The following is a 23,021-nucleotide window of genomic DNA, read 5'->3' on the forward strand; positions in this document are numbered from 1 at the left end:
TTGTCAGGCCCCACGGTCAGCGCGTGAGCGAGAACTTGAGGCTCAGCCCGAAGTCTTGCGTAGTGGTAGGATAGCTGCTGCTGGCCAGCAACGGCGTGTTGGTCTGGCGGTCGTAATATGCGCTCAGGGTGAGCAGGCGCGAAAGCGTATAGTCGGCCGAGAACGACAGCTTGAAGGCAGAGTTGCCGCTGCTGGCGGCGCTCGTAACCGTAGCAATGTCGCGGGTTATGGCGGCCTGCTTGCGGAACGATATGTCGAGCCGCAGGTTGAGGTCGTGGTTTACGCCCGATGTGCGTCCGGCGGTCGACGTAGCCTGCTTCGTGTCGGTGGCTTTCTTGTTGCCACGCTGCGTCTTCTTGATTTTGCGCGACGCCCCGCTTCCAAACAGATTGAAGTTGCTAATCTTGTATCCCATGCCTATCACCCAGTCTTTGCTAAGCGCCTCGTTGATCTGTATGCTGGTCATGCTAAGGCTTATCACGCGCGTGGTGCGGTATTCAACCTTGCACGTCAGGTTGTTGTTGAGCGTAAGGTCGACGCCGAGCAGCGGCGAGAAGGCCTCGTTGATGCTCACCGTGCTCACGTTGTACATGCTGTTCGGCACCGGGTTGCCCGTGGTGGCATCGGTGATGAAGCCCAGTCCGTCCATGTACTCACGGTAAGTGCTGTAAGTGGCATAGCTGCCCACGGCATACACACTCTTGTATGAGTGGTTGATGTTTACGCTCTTGAAGTGGTCGCGCAGCCACGGCAGCTTGCTCAGTCCGCTGTACTTCAGTGTCCAGTTGGGCAGCAGCCGCTTGAGCGTCGGGAATATGTCGAGCGACGAGCCGGCCCCCGAGGTGTAGGCAGACAGGAATGCCGGTATGAGCACGTCGGCGCTGTACCTGTTGACCTCGCCCAGTTCGGGGTTGTAGGGCGAGCCGCTCAGGTTGATGCCATTGGCGTCGTAAGTGCCGTTGGGATACCTCGTGTTGGCATAGCGCGCCTGCACCCTGTCGCGGAAACCGTCGATTGAGGCGCAGAACCGCTCAAAGGTCTTCGACGCATATCCGTTGCTCGCGTCGCCCATCCCCTCGAAGGCGCCCTTCAGGCTTATGGTTGTCATGTTGAACGAACCGCTCTGCGTGGTTGGCATGCCGTCGTACATGTATTGTATGCTGCGCGAAGTGTTGACCGTGCGGCTGGCGTTGAGGTCTATCTTCAGGTCGGGTATGGGCTCGAGCGTGAGCCTTATCTGCAAGTCCTCGCTGCTGTTGGTGGTGGCCGGGGTGGCCACACTGTCGTTGCACAGCAGCCAGTTGTTGTCGTAAGCCTTCTGCAAATAGCTGTCGCCGACAAAGCCGAAAGCGAAGTCGAGGCCCGGCGACATGACGCCGCCCGTGCGCTGCCCGAGCATGTCGCCCACGTTGGGCAGGAATCCCGGCAGCGACATGGAGTACTGGTTGCGGTAGGATATGCCCACGCTGCGCACCATCATCATTAAGCGCGCGGCATACTGGGCCGGCTTATACCACCACTGCTTGTCGAGCGGTTCCTTGGGGGTGATGCTCAGCTTTATCTGAACGGTGTCAAGATTGCGTATGAGTATCTTGTTGTCGTCTATCACCTTGTACTTCAGCTTGTACGGATGGCCGTCCTTGGTGCGGGCGGTCACGCGCAGGCGGCGGCTCTTCTTGCCGTGGGCCACGGTGACGGTGGTGTCGGGTTTGAGCGTTATCTCGCGCTGGTAGGTGTTCTTGTTGCGCGGCAACTGCATGGCCTGCTTCTTGTCGGCAGGTGTCTGCACGAGCAGACTGTCCTTGCCCTTGGCCGCCTGCGAAACGCTCTTGGGCCTCGGCTTGGCTGCCGGGCGGCGCACCTTAGGCTTGACCTTGCCCACCTCGTCGTTTGCCTTCTTGAGGAAAGGCACGTGGTTGTATAGCGTCTCCATGTTAAACGTGGAGTTGACGTTGAGGTTTCGGTTGTTGGTGATGGTGTTGCCGAGCGACGTTCCGTCGTCGAGCTCGGTGCCCCTCACCCACGAGTAGTTTGCCGTATAGCTGGCGTCGGCGTTGAGCCAGTCGAATATGGGCAACTTGTTGAGCGGCAACTGGTATGAGGCGGTGAACGTCTGCTGGTAGTCGAGCGGCGTCCCGAGGTTCTTCAGGCTCTGCTTCACAGAGTCTTTCCACACCTTGTACTGGTCGGGATAGAGGTCTTTGTTCACCGGCGTGTATGGCTCTTCTATCTCGGCGTGTGTGGCCGACTGGAAGTTCATGTGCAGGTTCTTTGTCAGGTCCCACCGCAATGAGAAGTCACGGTTCCACAGGAACTGCGAACTGAAGTTGAGAGGGAGCTGCGAACCGCCCACGCTCTCCATGTCGCGCTCCTGCAACTCGTAGTAGTTGCGGGTGATGTCAGTGTTGAACGCGATGTTTTGCGGCAGGTAGTTGAACGCTATCGCCTTCGGGAAGTTGAGCCACTTGCTCTTCCCCTTGAGCTTCTTGAACGGCTCAAACGACTTGTACACGGGCGTATAGCTGTAGTTCATCGACCCGCTCCACTCGTCTTCCTTCTCGTAGACGGTGGTCTCGCCCGACGTGTACCGGTGCGAATGGCTGTAGCTGAACGAGAAGTTGGCCGGGTCGTAAGGCATGGGGTGGCGCTTGGTCTTTATGCCAACACGCATGTTTGAGAACGAAAGGTTGGTGTTGGTTGTCTTCGTCACGGCTATCGACTCGATGGAGTCGCGCTCCTGCTCGTTGGCCGCCGACTCGAGGGCGTCGTCAAGCGCCATGTCGGTGTCGAGCGGGTTGTACTTCGGGCGCGTCTCTTCCTTGGTGACAGAGTAATAGAACGGTATGGTCACATTGGCCTTGTCGGGGAAGAACTTGCCCAACTCGAGGTTTGCCGTGAAGCTGTATGTCTTGTAATCGTCGGTCGACCGCGCCGCAATGCCTTCCTCGAGGCCGCCAAACCCGTCGGTCATCATCTTGCCGGTAAGGTTTACCGTGCCGAAGTCGGAGAGCTGCATGTTGAGCGCTCCCGATGCCGCCCAGCCGCCTTTGTTGTTGAATTCGAGCAGGCGGAGCTCGTTGACCCACACCTCTCCCGACTTAACCGAACCGGAAATGTTGCGCACACCAATCATCATCGTCTTCACTTCGCCCAGCGAGGGGTTGCCCATGACGCTCACCTTGTTGTTGGGCTTGTCGCTGTCGTACTCGGAGTAGACCCTCGTGTACGACGCCCCGCCCACTGCACGGGCCTGGTTGCGGGCCTTCTTCAGGGCGGTGAACACGCTCATGTCAATGTCGAGCATGTTGTCGGCGGGCCATACGAGGGCACAGTCGGTGGTAGAATACTTGTCATACTGCCCTGGCGCGGTGAGCTTGAGCGGTATCTCATACTCGTAATAGTTGTTCTTGTAGTCGCTGCCAAGGCGTATGAACACAGCCAACTGGTCGTTCTGGAGGTTTGTGGTGTTCTGTGCCAGGGCGTTGGCGTGGACGAACAGCTGCAGTCTCTTGTACTGTCGGAGGTCGAGGTTGGTGTTCTTGTAAACAGCCTTCGACTCGTTTTTCGACAGGTTGTTGACCGTCATGTTGAGCGCCTGCTCGTTGTTCTCGACGAGCTGCGGCTGCGACGGGTCGCTCACTCGGCTGATGCCCGGAGGCAACACGTAGTTGACGGGCTGCTTGTCGTTGTGCTCCTCTATGTTGACGGCGCTCGTCTCCAATGTTCCGCTGCTGCTCGCGCTGTTGTCGAGCGTCTGCTCATACGTGCGCCACTCGCCCCTGACGAGGTCGAGGCTGCCAAACCTAAGCACCACGGGACGCTTGAAGTTGGTGAGGAACATCCGCATGAAGCGTATCGAGGTGAAGTCGCTTATGGAGCCGATGCGCTCGGCATCCTCAGAGTTGAGGGGTATTCGGAACTTATACCAGTGCACGGTCTCCTTGTTGCCGTTGCGCAGCGGGGGGACCACCTCGCGCACATCGGCCAGGTAGTTGTGCCCGATGTTGTTTTCGTTGAGGTCTTCCGGCCGTATGCTCACCTTGTACTGGTAGTATCGCTCATACTCGTTGAGGGTGTAGTCCTGGTTGATGTCTTCCACGTCGGGCCCCGTCTTGTACGACGTGTCGTAGCTTTCGTTGTTGCCGTCGTTGTCGGGCGAGTTGCCCTGGGGGTTGTTAATGCGCTTGTATCTGTCGAGTATCGACGTCTGCTGTGCATCGAAGTCCGAGCCCCTGAAGTAGTGGTAGTTGTCGTTGGCTGGGTCTTGCGTCCATGCGTTGCGGATGCTGTCGTTGGCCAAAGTCTGCACGAAGTTGTTGAATTCCGTGTAAGATTCAAACGTGCGCTCCTCGTCGTCGGTGAGCCCGTTGAAGCCCACGTCCTGCATGGCTCGCGCCCCCGAGGTGGTGGCGAAGGCGTAAGTCTGCGTGGCCTGCACCGGCACCTTTCCCCATTGCGTTGTCGTGAAGCTGCTGGTGCCGTCCACCGGCATGCCGCTCTCGTAGAACTTCTTGCCGTCGTGCAGTATGTCCTCGCTCACTTCGCCCAGGTTTATGTACAGGTCGCCGCCATAGTCGGCAGCGTCGCCTGCCGTCCTTGTATATATGAACGGGTCGAGCAGCCAGAACTCGATATACTCTATGTTGGCCGTCTCGAAGTCGTTGGTGTCGAGTTTTCGCATCATGCCTCCCCACTTTCCCTCGGGGTTCTGCAGCGAACCGTCGGGGTTGAGGCTTGTGCTGAAGTTGTAGGGGCCCCGTTCGGTGGGATAGTAAGCCATGTTGAGCACGTCGAGCGTCGACGTGGCGCCGTTGTATGAGCTTTGGTCGCGGTTTGGATAGAGCTCGCTCACGAACACTTCGCGCACGTAGTGGTTTGAAAGCTGGTTGAGGTCGCTCTTGATATGGTCGGGCGTCAGGGTGCTGCTCTCGTATGTGAAGAGCGGGTCGATGTTGTACCACGCCATGCGTGCCCTGTTGAAGCCGCTGGTCAGCCCTGTCCGGTCGTCGTGTTCGGGGAAGAGCGACGGCGTGCTTGAGATGAACCACGACTTCGGGTCGGACACGTCGATGCCGTTTTTGGTGTTCTCGAAGTCGTCGATATACGATGCGTCGTCTTGCGTTCCGCCGGCCTGTCCGGCAATGAGCTGGGCGAACTCACCCGTGAACGATATCTGCGAAGGCTGCGTAAGGTGAAGGAATGGCAGCTTGTCGAGCACGTTGGTGAGCCACTGGCTCTCTTTCTTCCAGTTGATGTTGAGCCCCCAGAGGATGTTGTTGAGCGGTTCGGAGCCCATGGTCACCTTCGACGTCAGTGGCTGTTCGTGCAGCCGCTGGAACGTACCGCCGATGAAGAAGTCCTTGGTGAAGTCGTACTCCCAGTTGAGTCCGAACATGGTCTTGCGCAGCATGCCATAGTCGGTGTTGCTCTCCAGGCTCACGTTGACGGCCGTGCCGGCGTCGATGATGCTCTGGTTGAGTATCGTCACCTCGCCCGCCGAGTAGTCTACGCTATAGTCTGTGCCCTCGGTGAGCACCACCCCGCCGGCGGTGACGACCACCGAGCCCTGCGGAACGTTGTAAGCCCCGAGCGAGATGACGTTGGCCGATGTGCCCTTGTACTGTCCGGTGAGTATGTATTTGTTTTTCTCGGCTATCTGCTTGGCCGAGGTCTTGGTCTGGTCGTACAGCTCTGTGAATGCGTAGTGCTCCGCCCTGTCGGCCGGGACGCCTGCGCTGACAAGGTAGTTGTAGAGGTATGAGCCAAACGGTTCGGCCTTTGGGAAGAACACCCGCCCGTTGCTGACGGTGTATCCCTCCACGTAGTCGAAGTAGCCGTTGGCGTGCGGCTTGTTGTTGTTGTCGAGCCGGTCGGCCCCGAGCACCCTGATGATGATGTTGTCTTTTACCTGCTGCTCGGGGATATACGACAGGTAGACGCCCGTAGTGTCGCTCTGGTACTTCACGTCGAGGCGGAATTTAGTCTTCTCAACTGTCGAGGCGAGGTAGTATACGTTTTTCATCATCAGCCGCCAGTTGCCCATTTCCGGCGTGTTGCTGGTGTTTTTGAGCGACTTTACGAATATGGCCTCGTTGGTGTTGGTGTTGTCCGAGGCAAACTCACCTACCTGATAGGTCACTCCCCCCAGCGTATACTCATAGGCAACGGCCAGCACCTGGTCCGACTGGAGCGACGTACGGAGCGATATGTAGCCCAGCGCCGCGTTGAGCGTGTATTCCGACGAGGTGAGCAGCCGGGCGCTCTGCACCTTCTCATAGTCGACACCGCCCGTAAACCCGCTTATGGCGTCGAGCACGGAGTTGGCCTGGTCGATGTCGCGTGCGGCAGAATACTGAGTGGTCATGGCCGAGTATTCGGTGTTGGCCGAGTTTTGCGGCGGCACGTCGCCCGTGCCCCCCCATATCGGGTTAGACGTGTGGCGGCCCTCGCCGAGGTCGGTGAATGCTATGATGTTTCGCGTGTTGCTGGTCGTGCCGGTCTTGTTGGTCACCCATACCTCCACGCGCGTTATGTTGATGCCGGTCATCACGTTTGGCAGCGACGACATGGCCTGGTCGTAGCGCTCGCGGAAGTAGTGAGAGAGAAAGAAGTGGCGGTTCTCCTCATAGTCGGCCACGTCGAGCTCAAACGGTGTGGTCTGCGTCCCGCCACGCGACGAGACGCTCTTCGTGGTCGAGTTTTTCTGCGATATGACCGTTTGCAGTTTCAGCTTGCCGAACTGCATGTCGGTGCGCACTCCGAACAGCGAGCTGGCCCCTTTTATCAGCGACGAGTTCGAGGGGAACGTCACGTTGCCTGCCTCGACGAGCTTTATAATCTCGTCTTCCTTGCCTTCGTAGCGCAACTTGATGTTCTTGGTGTCAAAGTCGAAGGTGGCGTCGGTGTTGTAGTTGAGGTTCATGTTGACCTTGTCGCCCACCTTTCCGTTGACGTTGAGGTTTATCTTCTCGTCGAAGTCAAACGACTTCGTCTTCCTGTTCCTTATCGGCAGCGATGGGTTGTCGATGTTTTTCATCGTCATGCCCAGCTTCAGCTCGGCCGTACCCTGGGTCTTTATGCGCACCCCTCCGGGGCCGAATATCTTCTCGGCGGGCCCGAGGTCGAACTTCATGTCGGTGAACGAGAATTTCTCCTTGCCCTTTGCCGCCACGTTCTCGGCGTCTTTGCGCCTGAAGAACTCCTGCATAGAGCGCCTCTCGCTCCACTTCCTGTATTCCTCGGGCGTCATGAGCACCGGCGCGTTGAGGTAAGTGTCGCCAATCTTCGAGCCTATGAGATACATGTCGAGCGAGTCGTCATACTCCACCTGCTGCCTGATGTTGTCGGGCATCTTGAGGTCGATGGCCGACGAGTCGAGGTCTTCCACCACCACGGGTGCCGTCTTCTTTATCTTCCAGCGCGGGTGGAGCAGCGAGTCGGGTATGGGCTCGTCGTCGGCCACGAGCTTTGGCTGCGCCTTGGGCGCAGGCCGCTTGGCGGCGGTCTTGTCGTCTTGCGGCGGCATGGCCAGCGCACACACGCTGAGCAGCGATATGAGTATATAGAGCGTTCTCTTCATCGGTCTGTTACTGTTGTTGTTGTCCGCGGCAGGCCCGCCGTCTGCGGCAGGCCCCCGGCCGGGGCGGGAAATCATGTTGGCAAAGCGGCCGGCACAATGACTCGCGCGGCGGCCCGCCGTGCCATACGGCCCGTTTCACACCCCCATACGGCCCGTTTCACCGCCCGGAACGGCCCGTTTGGCACCCCAAAATGGCCTCTGCGCCAACCCACTGTGGCACAATGGCTTAGGCCGCGCGGCCACGGCGTAAAAACGTCTTTGCGCCAACGGTCACTTTATCTGCTTCAGGGCCAGCTTAACCACCTCTTCGACAGGGGCGTCGGGGCGCTCCTGGAGTATCTGCACCACCACCTTCTGCGACGGGGCTGGCGCAAAGCCGAGCATGGTGAGCGCGCTCACGGCCTCGTCCTTCACGCGGTTGTCGACAGGCGCCGAGACGGAGCCGCCCACTGGTATCTCGCCCGTGATGCCCAGGGCCACAATCTTGTCGCGCAGGTCTACGATGATGCGCTGCGCCGTTTTCAGCCCAATGCCCTTGACGCTCTTTATCAACCGCTCGTTGCCGGTGGATATGCTGTCGCAGAGCTCGGCCGGGGTCATCGACGAGAGCACCATGCGCGCCGTGTTGGTGCCCACGCCCGACACGCTTATCAACAGCTCGAAGAGCTCGCGCTCCTTCTTGGTGGCAAAGCCATACAGAGCGTATGCGTCTTCGCGTATGGCCTCATATACATATAGCTTTACCTCTTTCCTGCCCTGTATGGCCGTGTATGTGTTGAGCGAGATGTTGAGCCCGTAGCCCACGCCGCACGCCTCGACGGTGGCCAACGCGGGTGTCAGCTCCGCAAGCTCACCCTTAATGTATTCTATCATCCTTTTTGCTTTGTTGCTGTTTGTGTATATACACCTTTATAAACGCCGTTTGCTTACGATTTATTGTATCCCGGCGGCAAAACATGAGCGATTATTGCAGTGTGCAACTTTTTACTTATTTTAAGTGCCCATCTGTCACACTTCTCATTCAAAAAGACTACTTTTGCAATCGGAAACGAACAAGTTTAACTTTTTAACACCATAAAAAGATGAAGAAGATAAGAGCAGCCGTAGTGGGTTACGGCAACATCGGACACTACACAGTGCAGGCCCTCGAGGCCGCACCCGACTTCGAGATAGCAGGCATAGTGCGCCGCCACGGCGCCGAAGGCAAGCCGTTGGAGCTGTCTGCCTACGAAGTGGTGAAAGACATAAGGGAGCTCAAAGACGTCGACGTGGCCATCCTGGCCACCCCCACGCGCAGTTGCGAGGAGTACGCCCGCCAGATTGTGCCGCAGGGCATCAACACTGTCGACAGCTTCGACATACACCAGCAGATAAGCCAGTACCGCTCTGACATGATGCCGATATGCCGCGAGCACGGCCGCGTGTCGGTGATTGCCGCCGGATGGGATCCGGGCTCCGACTCGATAGTGCGCGCGCTGCTGCAGAGCCTTGCCCCCAAAGGGCTGTCGTACACCAACTTCGGCCCCGGCATGTCGATGGGCCACAGCGTGTGCGTGCGCTCTAAGGCCGGCGTGAAAAACGCCCTGTCGATGACCATCCCCCTGGGCGAGGGCATACACCGCCGCATGGTGTACGTTGAACTGGAAGACGGGGCCAGCCTCGACGAGGTGACCAAGGCCATCAAGGCCGACCCCTACTTCGCCAGCGACGAGACCCATGTCTTTGCAGTGCCGTCGGTTGACGAGGTGCGCGACATGGGCCACGGCGTGCACATGACGCGCAAGGGCGTCAGCGGAAAGACGCAGAACCAGCGCTTCGAGTTCTCGATGAGCATCAACAACCCCGCCCTGACCGCCCAGGTGCTGGTCAACGTGGCCCGCGCGTCAATGCGCCTGCAGCCCGGATGCTACACTATGATCGAGATACCCGTGGTCGACATGCTGCCCGGCGACCGCGAGGAGCACATCGCACACCTCGTGTAACCCGGCGCAAACAACTGCCTGCCGGGGCACATACAGACAATCCCGGACTCCTCACCACAGTGGTGAAGAGCCCGGGATTGCATTTTCCTTGGCCGCAAGCCGCAAGGGGGCTGCGGCCGGAGGGCTGAAGGCCGAGTCAGTTTCCGGCCATGGCGGCGCACCGCCGCGCCACCCAGAGCAAATAACGGCGCACGGGCAGAAGCACCCGCCAGCAAGCCGCCAGCATGCGTTCGACCGGCGAGCTGCAGTCGACCACCCTGCGGCCACGCACTATCCTGACCACACAGCCTACCACGTCGCACGCGCGGCAACGCTCGGTACGATGCAGGTTGCCGTCGCCCATGAGCAACAGCCATCCGCCACCAACCCGGTAAACACGGTGAACCACATAGCCCAAGCCTGGCACACGGGCGAGCACAATGTCGCCCACGGCCGCGCCACGGGCACCCTGAAGCACCACACTGTCGCGCCCACCGGCAATAAACGGAAACATGCTGTTGCCCTGGGCACGCAGCGTGACACGCTGGCCGGCAGCCAGCAAAGACGACACCTGGCCGAAAAACTCGTCGTTGTCGAGCACCAGGCTGCCGCAACCGGAAGCGTCGCCACCGGCCGGAAAACCCTCATTCACATCATCCATACCTACATTCAAGTTAAGCCGGCAGTGGCGTTTCAGGGCCACATGCCTGTATTAAGTAGCTGTTCTAAATTAACCGATGCAATTGGCCTTGCAGGGGGCATATATATCTTTGCCAACATCTTGTGCGCTCTTTCGGGGTAGCATGCCAACACAATTTGATGGCAATTAATTTTGAACACCTACTTAAAGTAACGGCTCTAAATTAACCGATGCAATTGGCCTTGCAGGAGGCATATATATCTTTGCCAACATCTTGTGCGCTCTTTCGGGGTAGCATGCCAACACAATTTGATGGCAATTAATTTTGAACACCTTCTTATAAATAATTGCAAAAAAACAAAAGCCCCCTTTCCACCTACGCTTAGGCAGAAAGGGGGCTGCACATAGGAATGGCTTAGCTGCACAGCCCTATTCGTCGCGGACCGGGCTGTGGTCAAAACCATTAAGTATAATTAGAAATCCGATTAGTTGCTCCTCGTGATAACGGCACGGCTCAGGCGCGGGTCGTCGTAGAACATGTTGTCGACGCCGCCCTTATAGTCAATCTTAAGCTGCGACTTGTTGACGCCATACTCATTGACAAGGCAGTCGAACACAGCCTCAGCACGCTTCTTGCTCAAGCGCTCGTTGAGACCCTTCGAGCCGGTGCCCTTGTCGGCGTAGCCGGTAACGGTGTAGACAGCGTTGGGATCGCCCTGCTTGATCACTTCGGCGAGCAAGCCAAGGTTAGCACGCGACAGGTTGCTGAGCTTCGACTTGCCTATCTCGAATATCACGAGGTTGGCAGCAGCCACAATCTTCTCGCGCTCCTGTCCGCCACGGGCCAAGGCCTCCTTCAGGCGGGCGTTCTCCTCGCTCATCAGGTTGAGCTTCTCACGCATTGCGTTGATTTCGTCGTTGTTGTAAACAAGGCGGGTGACAGTCTTGCTGCGATCCCAGCCACGCGGCTTGAACTTGTAGGTCAGGCCGATGGTGGCCGTAAACATGCCCTCGCCGCCGCGGCCGCCGGGCTCACCGTCAAACTCGTCGTTGACCATCGTTCCGCGCAGGTCGAGGTTGAGGTCGAGAGCCGAACTCAGGCGGAACGAGTTGAGCAAGCCGAAGTGTGCCGATATGTCGGTTGCCGAAGGCTCCTCCGACACCTTCATCACACCAAGGCCGCCGTAGGCGCTCAGGTTGTAGACCCTCTTCTCGTTGTATCCGCAGAGCAGGTTTGACAGGTTGAACAGGGCGTCGAAGTGGAAGTTGAAGTAGTTGAACTTCTGCTTCTCGAGCCAGTAGCCGTTGCCACCCTTGCCCGGCACGTCCTCGCCGGTGCTGTGGGCCAAGGCCCCCTTCTGCGTTGCACCCTTTACGGTCAGTCCGCTGTACATGAAGCGCACACCGATGCCCGGGGTAAACCATTTGCCCACAGCCACGTCGAGCGCCCCGCTCAGGCGGTCGCCGAAGTCGGCCTGCTTGTCGTGGTTGCCGAAGTACACCTGCGCACCACCGCCAACGCTGACAAACCAGTTGCTCCAAAACCGGTTGGTCTCCACCTTGTATTTGTCACTGCTGTACTCCACAGACTCTGTGGCGTCAGCACCCTGAGCCGTCTGGGCGTCTTGCGCGCAAACCGGCCCTGCGGCAGCCAAAGCTAAAGCCGCAATCAATGTTTTCCGAATCATATATGCTTAAATTTGGTTTATAAATATATTTAAGTAGCTGTCCAAAATCAACAGATACAATTGCCCTTGCAGGTGTCCTCCATATCTTTGCCACCATCTTGTGTGCTCTTTCGTGCCGCATACCAATATTTCATCGGTGGCGTAGCCCGCTACGCTCTCGCTTCAGACTTTGGCATGCATCTCCGAAACAGCGCGCAATTTGATGGCAATTAATTTTAAACACCTACTTATCAGTCTTATTCGCGCACGCAGCGCACAGCGTAAGCGTCGCGCAACAGATAGCCCCTGCCGTAGGTCTGTATCTCGTTGTAACGGTCGGCGCCCTGAACATACTGGTCAGTCTTCAGATAGCAGGCGTAGGCCCTGTCTGCCCCGGCATAGGCCTCGGCCGCCCACCAGTAGCCGCCGTAGCCGGCGTTTTTCTTCTTGTAGCCCTCACGGCCGTCGCGGGCCCTGATGTCCTGGTATTGAACGCCCTCGGTGTCGTCGGCGTTTTTCTTGAAATACCACTTGTCGGTGCCCTCCAGTGCCTTGACGTAGTTGATGTAAGAGAGCTTGCCCTTCTCTATGTCGGCGTTGGTGCCGCTGGCACACTTGGTAAAGCCGCTGAACGTGAAGATGTTGGCCACGCGATAGCCCACCGGCGACGGGTCGTAGATGGTCTTTTGCTGGTTCCAGCCCGCACCGGCCGATGCCTCATACAAGCTGTCGGGCAGTTCGCGCCCCGCGTCGCCCCACAGGTAGTAGTTGTCTTCGCCGAGCCAGTTGTACTGAGAAGTGGCGTTGCCGGCAATCAGCTCCATAGGGTGGTGTATGGCGTCGGCAATGGTTGCATTGTCTATCTTTACGTGCGACCAACCGAAATTGGTGTTGAATTTCACGAGCTCACTGCCATTCCAGTAACGGGTCACGACATTGTTTGGAAACGGGTCTTTGCGCCCCCACTGATACAAACAGCCATACTGGGCAACGCGAACCGCCCCTATCTCACGGTCAAGCACCATGAATTTGGCACCGGCCTGGTTGGTATACTCCTCATCCTCTGGCTGGCCGATGGTGCCCCATATATGCCAGCTCCACAGTATCTCGCCCTGGCAGTCGGGCTCGCTGTAGACGGCAATCACGGCATTGTTGCTGTATGCGCTGCCTACGGTGTAGTGCACCCTACCGTCTTCAAGCCTGACGTTTGAAACGAAATCCTGGGCTTCAGACCATACGAGGCCTGCCGACTTCGGACTGATGTAAGCCGTCTCGGTATGGAAGCCCACACCGGGTATGATGCCCTTCTGTCCGTTGCCTATGACTGTTGCCGGGAAACTGTATTCACCCGGCTCTGTCACTATGTAGCAGTTGGCCGTCTCCTCGGTCTCGGCCACATCCATCGAACCCTCGTTGTTGCCAAGTATTGTGCCGTTGAGGGGCATGGTATAAAACTTGCCGGCCTCAAAGTCGCACAAGGCCTGGGTGGTGAACTCAACAGTGTGCTTATCGGTAATGAAACGCACCCTCCATGTTGTGCCGTCTTGCCGGCCGGGAGCCACCACGGCATAAGCGGTTATCACATTGCTGAGCGATGGCGTATTGGCAAAAGCAAGGTTGATGAGGTTGCTCTGGCCGCCGCCCTCGGCAGGCACAAGCCCGCCGTCAATGTTGCCAAGGTCGTAGGTGTAGCTGCCCGTGACATTGTCGCCGGTCTCTATCTCTACGCACCACAGCCGCTCGTCGGATGCCAATGAGCTATAGCCGTCGGTGAGGCTGATGTCGAAACGCACGAGCGCCGCCATGTTGCGGAAATGCAACTGGTAGCCATCGGCCCCGTCAGCGGTTACCGTGGCAGCCTTGACGTCATACTGAGCCACAGACTGTGGCCCGGAATAGCTCTGGTTGGTGGATATCTCGACGGGAATGGCATCGGTGGAGGTCACTTGGGCCGAGTACGGGTAGTAGGCATAGGCCGGTATGCTGCCGGCATCCATGCTGCCGGTGAACACGGCTGTGGCCGAAGCCTCGGCAGCCGAATTGACATACGGGACGTCGTCGCTACCCGACGCGCTGAACACACCGATACTGTCACCAGGCGACCACAACATCTCCAATGAACCGTCGGCGTAGGCACCACCGACAACAGTGCGCGTCTCGGGCAGAGACGTATAGCTGTCGGCATGTGCGATCAGCGTAAAGCGCGATTGCTGTTGCAACTGCGATTGCCCCAACCCGTCGGTATCAGAGCAAGCCGTAACGCACAGCAAAAGCGCACCGGCACAGCAGAGTATTAAGTTTCGTTTCATTTTATCTTATAAGCTTTATGTTTTTGGGTTAGATAGTCATTGGCCACAAACAGCCTAAGCCCACATGCCACAAAGGACGGCACGCAAGCTAAAGGCATTGCCCGGTACAGCCGCACCACAGCAATGGCGCAACCATACCGAGCAAACGAGAGAGATGTGACATTATTTTATAAGGGCGCCACCATTACCATAGCCTGAGCCGGAGTTGCTCAAAGAAGAGTTGTTGGTGTCGGTGCCACCATTAAAATCATCGGCCGTTTTCAACTGGAAGCGATAGTTGTTGTTGATGATGGTAGATGGCAGGCGGCTTCCGCCGGTGCTCTGGTAAACCATATCAAGCAGCACAACGTTCATAGGACCGTAGATATTGTTTTCGCCAAAATCCTGTATCTCGTTGTAGAACCAGTCGTTGATATAGTTGGCGTAAGCCTGGATATTGCCACCAACACCACCTTCACCCAATGGTACGGACCCCCACGAGCCACCGGCCACATACGGCAAATAGCTTTTCTGAATAGTGGGGTCTACAAAATAACCATCAAGTGAGTTTATGTAGAACTGTTCTGCCTGTGTGTCTTGGCTGTTTGCATCAATAGAAGCTATAAACGTATTCCAGATGTCGTCTTTCTTCTCTTGAAGCGAAGGCTCCCAATAGGTGTAATAGTTGGTATAAAGGCGACCCCAATTCCACCTGTTTGTCTGGCCTACATAGAAGCTACCGGGGCGCAACCCTTCCACCACGCCTTCCTCGGGAACGACACGCCTCCAGTCTTGGACGTAAGCCGACCCGGTAGAGCCACCCTTGCGTGTAGTGGAATGTTTGAAATTAACTTTTGAATCGTCCCTTGACGGCAACCAATCCGGCCGCACGTATTGTTCGTCATAAGAACTGCTAGAACTCTCGTCCGTATGGGTCAGCATATAATACTCTACAGAGTTCTGGTCATTGTTACCTCTCGCCCAGTTGTTAACCACTGTTCCATCTTGCAGTGTGTAGCCGCGACGAGCCCAGTTGTCATAAAGCGAGCCCCACTCATCTACGAACACACCTTCTACAGGTTCCGGCATTGCGCTTGGCCAGTTTGACCTGTAGGCATCTTCTTCACTTGTGATGCGAGCCACAAAGATAAGGCCGCCTCGCGCCTGGCCTACCGTAAGATTTCTGTCGTATGTAACATATTTGTAGCCAGTGTGCGTACGGTAAAATTCATTCAAGTCATTAGCATAGTCCAGCACTCCGTTTCCATCGCTGGGGTGACCGATATCAGATCCATAAGACGGGATAATCATAGCAAACTCACGTCCATTGCTGCTGTTTACCAACTGCCAAATCTGGTCTACTGCCTCACCGAACGTAATGCCTAAAGCCTGACGGTTGCACAGCAATTGTGCTCCATCCAGGTTGTCACCCGACCTATTTACATCACTTACAAGCTCGAAACAACGTATACCGGCATTCCACTGCTGCTCTATAGTCGACTTTTGTGCCTGGAACTGCTCTACATCATCACCATTATATAGATATGAGAATGTGTTTGCAGTGCCGGGTATAGACAACTGTGACACAAGCACATTGTCGGGTATACCGTCTATCCAGATGTTGGTGCCACCTTCGGATATCTGTGGTGCTGCAATTTTAACACATGTCTTTTGGTGTGGCTGAAGCGTAACATTTAAGCTACCAAGGTCAACTGTTTTGCTGCTTGAGTTATATCCAGCAACACGGACAGTGACATCTGTCAAGTCTTCTACAGGCAACAAATAGACGTTGAACGTAATTTCTTCGCCCTCGGCCAGATTGATGGCCTCTTCACGTTCTCCTTTTTCGTTAATGTAAGACATATTGACAGTAGCAAATGTGTTTACCGTTCCATTATTCACATGCTGGCACTCCGGTATGTTGCTATAATTGCCAACCTGTGTGGTGCTGCCTTGTTTTAAGTCGCAAGTGAATTGCCCTACAATACTTTTTGCAGATTGTACATTGAACTGCACCAAAGGAACCGTCGTCGGGCCAACAAACGTTATCTCGAGCGTAGTGGTAAGCGGAACGAAATCAAGGTTTATTCCACCATCTGTACCATCTGTAGGCACCGTGAAGCCTTTGTTGATGGCAGCCATCCAAAGCCAATCGTAGTTGGGGGTCACCGTCCAACGCTTAGCAGGATCGGTCTCACTTGAGTTATATGAAATCTGCTGCTGCTGATTGACAGGGATAAAACCGTTTAATACCCCATTCTCAAACGAGACAAACTGATTAGCCATTTCCTGATTCTGCATGCTGGCCTTTGACGGGTAAACGGCATAAAAATCCTGTGTCCCTGATCCCCAATGCAATCCGTCTTGCCCGTCAATTGCCGCGAGATATGCAAGGTTTTCTGGATCATTAGTAGATTTTGTTATGTCATAGTCTACCTGTTTAATAGTGGGCGATGTTGGCGAATAAATAGAAACCTGGTCGTCCTCTTCCCAGTTGATAGCCTGACTCAAACGTGAGACATAATCACCCTCATGGCCATCCTTATAAGTATAATCACCATAGACAACACGTGTGATAGGGCCTGCATAGTTTGCACTTGCCCCAAACACAATGCCATTGCCTTTAGGTCGGCCGTCTCCCTGACCATTGAGCAACTCATCGTCAGCACATCCTGCTATAGCAAGAAGTGCCAGCGCTCCGCAAAGCGGAACGCCAAAAATGTGTTTAAATCTCATAATTGCGTTTTCCTTTCTTAGTTATTGCCAAATATCTGTTGGGTCTTGGTCGGTAAAGTCGTAACTACCTCCAATCTCCTGGTCACCAGCCTTAACAGGATTATTCGTGTTAGGCTCTTTGTCCACAACTGAAGCACTCATGAAACCGTTTTCCAGTTCCACTTTCTCCAGTTTTGTTTGTGGTGCTTCATACATTTCTTTCATTTGTTTTACCTCTCTTTCTGATTTAACATTTATATATTGTCTTTCTCTTACCATTAAAAAGCGCATGGCACACTACATCCTAACGAAATTAGTATTCACGTCTACAACCGACATGGTGTGTCTAAAAGGCTACGGTCTTGTACGAAGCTGGAATCGGAAGTTGTTGTCTATGACTGTCTGAAGAACGTTGACCGTTCCAAACTTCTGTCCGTAATCGACTTCATTGTCGGCAAAGTTGAGCAACACGACACCAAACGAAGCATCTTGTCCACGCGTCTGCAGGTAATTGAAGAAATAAGGCATGTTGTCTTCCGTAAACCCTTCAGTATCACTTGTTGAGAATATGCCCCCAATACCTGTATTATAGTAGTGTCCACCCAAATCAATAAAGAACCAAGTGTCATGGTTGTTGTTTGCATTATACAACGCAACACTTGCATCGAGTATTGAATCGACCTGGGTTCTTTTGCTATCCACTGTTCCGTCAAAGGCGGAAATATCAAACCAAGTATCATTCTGCTTTATTCGGCTTGCCTCTTCATAAAGCAACTTTAATCCATTGGCATTGGATGAGGTTCCCCATGACATTGGAATAGCCTCGGTCTGGAAAGGCAAAGAGTAGCAAACAAGCTGCGCAGGCATCTGCGTTTCAATGCCATCAAACACAGACTCATTATTAACACGCACACGAAGCACAATCTTTCCCTTAACATCGCCCAGTGTAGTCTCACTGTTTATCTCATCCAGATAAATACGATTGCCGTTATACTGGTTTAATGTCTCAGTCAACAATGTAATCCAGTCACGCTCATCATCGACAGGTATGCCGTCTTGCATGAAACGCGACGCAGAATAAGCTATATTGATAAAAACAGACTCTTGCATCTTTTCACCAAGTTCGGCTTCAGCAGCATCCAAGCAGGCCTCTAGCTCTTGAAGTGCAGTTACCAAATTCTCTATGCTCGACCATGTTCCTTGTAATGTCTGCTCGATGCCAACCACCAACGTTGGATCACCCCAACCCAATATTCCTCTGTCGACAAAGGTCTTGAAATCAAACGCCCTTATTCCCAGATTAAACTGTTGAGTAAGAGACGTCCGCTGGTAATAATAAGTCAAACCTGTATCATAATATGAAGATACAGCCGACTGCTTACTGCCCGGTATTGACAATTCAGAATAGTAAATATCTGGATTAAGAGAACTCATCCAATAGTTAACATCTGTACCGGTACCGTCGGCATCAAGTGCAGGCAGATTTACTTTGTTGACAGCGTGTGCCACAACATCGGCAGTGTTGAGAGTCTTTGTCTTAACGCCTTGGTTGAGAGGAGAGACCGTAACTTGAAGCGTTCCTTTATCTATATTGTCATCCTTCGGCAGAAGGTATGCATAAACCTTCAGTTTCTGCCCGGGCCCTAACGTAGGAAAAGATTGTGTCTCTGAATTGTAACAACTTATATATATGCGGTTACGTACAGAGTGCATATCTCCCACGGCTGTACACTCTGCCTTTCCCCCTGAGGCAGCTGCACGTATGTCACACTCAACATCGCCCGTCAACACTGTATTAGCGTCTGTTCCTGCAGGAGCCACAGATGTAACATTAATTGAAGAAACCGTCATCTGACCACTGGTAGGGCCATTGACTGTTATCTCGAGTATAGTGCTCATTGGCTCGAAAGCAAGTGAGATAGGGTCGCCTTGGTCTAGTTGGGTCTTATCAACCTGCGCATATGCCCACATATAAGCAAGGTCTGTATTGCCTACACCAACAAGAGTGTTTGGGTCGTTTGCGTCTTTCTCCCAACGAACTGGATTTTGTTCTACCGGGATGTTGACCGTCACAACACCATCATCTTTCCCATCTTTTGCTGCGGAAGCCGGGTAAAATGCATAAAAATCATGCACAGCCTGACTACCCCACTGAAGACCAGCATCATAGGTTGGCACCTTTGTGACAGCTGTAGAGGTATTGGCCATATCGCCTTGCCCCGGCGTGATGATATAATCAACCCGAGTTCCATTAGATGCCTGTGGGCAGAATATAGCAATGGTATCATTATTATCCCAATATACAGGGAAATAACCATTACCATACTCACCACCCGTTGTCACCTCTTCGCCATAAATTGTACGCGTTTGAACTTGTGTTGTTGACGGGAGCGAAGAACCAAAAAGTATTTCTTCGCCAGTCTCTACAGGTTGCCGTACATTATCTGTCGCATTGTCACTGCAACTACCAAGCAATAATATGGAAACGATTGCTACGGTTAATGATTTAGCTTTCATGACTGTAAGTTTTTATGGTAATAAACTAATCCCATTGATACTTCTCATCGCCGAACTGGTTCGGGTCGTCAGTGAAATAATCTCCGGAGTTTCCTATCTCATGCCCCGAAATTGATACACCCTCATCGTGGCCATCTTCGGGTTCAAACACGGATGCCTTCATAAATCCGTTTTCCAACTCTACGCTTTCACGCTTAGTGAGCGGTTTTTCATATGCTTCTTTCATCATGTTACCTCGCTTTCTTTTGTATTGTCATATTAAATAGGGTTTAGTAAATATAAGATCTAAGTGAAATATGCGCATTAAAAACACATATCACCAAGTTCATACAACTATTTAATAATCTGTCCTACAAATTGTAAAATACTTATTTCTTCCATTTCTTTCCATGCTTATGCCCATGCCCGTAGCCATAACCATAACCGTAGCCATAGCCGTAACCATAGCCGTAGCCGTGGTGTCCGGGTGCCACGCCGTTGAGTATGAGGGCCATGTTCTTCAGCTTCTTCTGCTCATAGAGCGTCTCGATGTCGGGCAACTGCCTGCGGTCAAGCCTGCCGGCACGCACCACGAAGATGGTAAGGTCGGCTATGCGGTTTGCGATGGCAGCATCGGCGATAACCCCCACCGGCACATTGTCGGCAATGATGAAGTCGTAGTGCTGGCGCAGGTAATCGAAAAGCTCGTCGAGCCTGCTGTCCATGAGCAGTTCGGCAGGGTTTGGCGCTATGTGGCCGGCCGATATGACATCGATACCGGCATCGCTATGCTGGATGATTGCCTCGGGCGCCACAGAAGGCGATGCCAGATAATTGGTAACACCCTCCTTTGCAGCCCCAAGGTGACGGCTGAGCGTGCCCTTTCGTATGTCGAGGTCGACAAGCACCACCCTCTTTTGCGCCCTGACAAGGCTCACGGCCAGGTTGTATGAAACGAAGGTCTTTCCGGCTCCCTCGTTGAACGAAGTGAAGGTGACCACCTTCATCGGCACATCGTGATGCCCCATGAACGTCATGTTGGTGCGCAATATGCGGAAGGCTTCGGCCACCATTCCGTCGGGGTCGGGCTGGCTGGCCCTTTGGCGGGCAAGCTCCTTGTCGAATGGAATCTCGCCGAGGAACGGCACGCTGACAGCCTTGACGATGTCGCGGCGGCTACGCACACGGGTGTCCATGAACATGATGCACAACAATGCCACAGCAGGCACGGCCACGCCAACAGCCAAGCCAAGCAAGATGATGCGGTTGCGCTGAGGCGACACAGGCGAGTCGGGGCCGTCGGCACTGTCGATAACTCGGGCATTGTTGTCGGCCATGGCCTGCGACAGGGCGTTTTCCTCACGCCGGTTGAGCAGGAAGAGGTAGAGCGCCTCCTTTATCTTCTGCTGGCGCTCGATGGACAGCATCTGGCGCTCCTTGGTAGGCATTGACGTCACCCGGCTGCGAGCCCTCATCTCGCGGTTGCGTGCATCGTTGCGCTTGACGTTGAGGCTGACAATCATGTTGTCTACGGCCCGGATGATGTTCTGCTTCATTGCCTGCAGCGAGTTGTTGAGCTCTTCAACCACAGGGTTCTTGTCGCTGCTGTCGCCTATAAGGCGGTCGCGCTTGAGCTTTGCAGCGTTATAGTTGCTTATCTGGCTCTCGATGGCTGCGTCGCCGATGCCGGTATTGGCCGGTATCAGTTCGGTTTCCTTCTTCGGGTCGACAAGATAGTCTTTTATGAAATTGGCCAGCCTCAACTGAGTCTCCAGCTCAAGGGCGCCGGCATTGTACTTCTGCGACTCACCCATATACATATTTGCCGTCGAAGAGATGTCGAGAATCTGGTTGCGCTGCTTGAACGACTCGAGGTCGGACTCCACGCTGCCGAGTTCATTGCCGATGATGATGAGTCGCTCGTTGATGAAGTTGGCAGTATTGACAGCCACCTGGTTCTTGTCCTTGATGGCCTCCTCGTTATATACGGTGATGAGCATGTTGAGCACATCTTCGGCCCTCGTTGGCGAATTGTCTTTCAGGGCAAGCGTAAGGATAGACGATTCGTCTTCTTCCTGCCGTATGCCCAAAGCCCCCTTATAGCGGGCCACCACCGACTCAAGCGGCAGCTTCTGTACACGCACGGGCGTACCCATCCACGACGAGCCATAATAATTGGTCGGGGTTATGGTTACGCGCATCGACTTGCCCAGCGTCACGGCCTGGCCGAGCTTGACGGTGTAGCTGGCCGACTCGTCGGCCCCGGTGATGTCGGTCACGACCACGGTCTGCTTGTCGCGCGGCGTGACAGTGAGGGCAGCATACTGTGCGTCGGTGGCGTCGGTGAAGCTCACCTGCACCGGCGACTGCTTGTAAAGCTCGTTGTGGCGCAAGCCGTCCTTCACCTGATAGCTGACATCGGCACGCACACGCTTCACCACCTCGGCCATGAGTTGCTTTGAACGGAACTGCAGCACCTCGTTGGCCACATTGACCTTGTTGATGAAGTTGTCGTAACGGTCGAGTCCGGCCGTTGAAGCCTTGTTAGACGGATCCTTGATGATGACGGTAGCCGAACGGAAATAAACAAATGGCGCACAGGCATACTTATACCATGCGAAACCTCCGCAGACAATCACCGAAAGCAAGAACCACTTCCACTTTGAAGCGAAGTACAAGAGCAAGTCGACGATATTGATGCCCTGCTCTGACTTGTTGTTTGAATTGTTTGTTTGCATTTTTATATTTAACTATGTCTCACTGCCATGAGGCAAAAGGGAAGCAACGCCCCCACGACGGCAATCGAATGCCGCAAAAAAGACGCGCCCCGGATGCAGGCAGCAACTGTAAACGAAACTCACTTGATGGCCCAAAGAATGGAGCATACGGCTGTGACAGCCGAGAGCAATGTGGTGCCAATCTGCCAGCCACGGTCTTCGTTGTCTTTCTTCTTGTACTTCGGCTCAACGTAGACTATGTCGTTCTGCTGCAAATAGAACGCAGGCGAGTCGAACACATCCTTGCTCGTGATGTCATTGATGTACATGCGCCGCTCGCCATTCAACTCGCGGATGACGGTGACACGGTCTGTACGGGCCTTGGCAGTAAGGTCGCCGGCGTTGGCTATGGCTTCGAGCAACGTGATGCGGTCGCCATCGACAGAGAAAGTGCCGTTGCGCCCCACTGCGCCAAGCACTGTATACTTGAAGTTGAGGAACTCGACAGCCACTATAGGGTCGTTCATGTAACTGCCCTCGATGATTTTCCTCTTTATGAGATTGACGACCTCGCTCACCTTCAGGCCCTCAACGTGCAACTTGCCGAGTATCGGAAAATCAATGTTGCCCTCTACATCGACACGGTAGCCCTTTTCATTGACATGTGTTGTTGAACTGGCAGACACATTGCCATCCTCGCCAACACGGAACGTTCCCCCATAGATGTTGAACGGTATGGCCAGTTCAGGATTCTTGCTGCTGACAGTGATGCTAAGGCGGTCGTCGCGATGCACCACAGCCTCATAGTTTGATTCATACGGATAGCCCGTACCCCCTTTCATGTCCTGCAGGTAGACGTAACTCTTACGCGAGCACGATGAAAAGAGCAACACGGCAAGCAGGCTTGCCAACAAAAGTTTCTTGTTCATTTGTTTTTGTTAATCGGATGATAATGGTT

12 protein-coding genes are annotated in these 23,021 nt (G+C 54.5%); 1 reads left to right on the plus strand and 11 read right to left on the minus strand.

Translation table 11 applies throughout. The features are described from left to right. Positions 1–16 precede the first annotated feature (16 nt). Positions 17–7,579: a T9SS outer membrane translocon Sov/SprA gene (gene sov, locus M3089_RS11205; RefSeq protein WP_249084163.1), complete on the minus strand. Its 7,563-nt coding sequence runs from the start codon at positions 7,577–7,579 to the stop codon at positions 17–19. A 270-nt stretch (positions 7,580–7,849) separates the two neighbouring features. Continuing rightward, on the minus strand, positions 7,850–8,452 hold the full coding sequence (ruvA, locus tag M3089_RS11210; RefSeq protein ID WP_249084164.1) for a Holliday junction branch migration protein RuvA: 603 nt from the start codon (positions 8,450–8,452) through the stop codon (positions 7,850–7,852). Positions 8,453–8,661: 209 nt separating this feature from the next. Between ruvA and M3089_RS11215 the strand changes: the two genes are divergently transcribed. Beyond that, positions 8,662–9,561 (plus strand): diaminopimelate dehydrogenase, encoded by a 900-nt coding sequence (locus M3089_RS11215; protein WP_249084166.1) that lies wholly within the window; start codon positions 8,662–8,664, stop codon positions 9,559–9,561. 136 nt (positions 9,562–9,697) lie between these two features. Here the strand turns inward: M3089_RS11215 and M3089_RS11220 are convergent, their stop codons facing one another. From M3089_RS11220 to M3089_RS11260, 9 genes are all read right to left on the minus strand, one after another. After that, positions 9,698–10,201 carry a S24/S26 family peptidase gene (locus tag M3089_RS11220; protein WP_249084168.1) on the minus strand — a complete coding sequence of 168 codons (504 nt, stop codon included), beginning with the start codon at positions 10,199–10,201 and terminating at the stop codon, positions 9,698–9,700. 464 nt (positions 10,202–10,665) lie between these two features. After that, positions 10,666–11,868 carry an OmpA family protein gene (locus M3089_RS11225; protein WP_249084169.1) on the minus strand — a complete coding sequence of 401 codons (1,203 nt, stop codon included), beginning with the start codon at positions 11,866–11,868 and terminating at the stop codon, positions 10,666–10,668. Positions 11,869–12,104: 236 nt separating this feature from the next. Further along, entirely contained in the window at positions 12,105–14,156 is a 2,052-nt protein-coding gene (locus M3089_RS11230) for a fimbrillin family protein (RefSeq protein ID WP_249084170.1), read from the minus strand. A gap of 162 nt (positions 14,157–14,318) precedes the next feature. Further along, positions 14,319–16,871: a hypothetical protein gene (locus tag M3089_RS11235; protein WP_249084171.1), complete on the minus strand. Its 2,553-nt coding sequence runs from the start codon at positions 16,869–16,871 to the stop codon at positions 14,319–14,321. A gap of 21 nt (positions 16,872–16,892) precedes the next feature. Further along, complete coding sequence (locus tag M3089_RS11240) at positions 16,893–17,129, minus strand: hypothetical protein (RefSeq protein ID WP_249084172.1); 237 nt, start codon at positions 17,127–17,129, stop codon at positions 16,893–16,895. Between the two features lie 75 nt (positions 17,130–17,204). Beyond that, positions 17,205–19,367: a PI-PLC domain-containing protein gene (locus tag M3089_RS11245; protein WP_249084173.1), complete on the minus strand. Its 2,163-nt coding sequence runs from the start codon at positions 19,365–19,367 to the stop codon at positions 17,205–17,207. Positions 19,368–19,392: 25 nt separating this feature from the next. Beyond that, complete coding sequence (locus M3089_RS11250; protein WP_249084174.1) at positions 19,393–19,596, minus strand: hypothetical protein; 204 nt, start codon at positions 19,594–19,596, stop codon at positions 19,393–19,395. A gap of 139 nt (positions 19,597–19,735) precedes the next feature. Continuing rightward, positions 19,736–22,084: a GumC family protein gene (locus M3089_RS11255; RefSeq protein ID WP_249084176.1), complete on the minus strand. Its 2,349-nt coding sequence runs from the start codon at positions 22,082–22,084 to the stop codon at positions 19,736–19,738. A 119-nt stretch (positions 22,085–22,203) separates the two neighbouring features. After that, positions 22,204–22,992 (minus strand): polysaccharide biosynthesis/export family protein, encoded by a 789-nt coding sequence (locus tag M3089_RS11260; RefSeq protein ID WP_249084177.1) that lies wholly within the window; start codon positions 22,990–22,992, stop codon positions 22,204–22,206. Positions 22,993–23,021: the final 29 nt, after the last annotated feature.

Origin of the sequence: Marseilla massiliensis, from assembly GCF_023336985.1 — a bacterium.
Classification (GTDB): domain Bacteria; phylum Bacteroidota; class Bacteroidia; order Bacteroidales; family Bacteroidaceae; genus Prevotella; species Prevotella intestinigallinarum.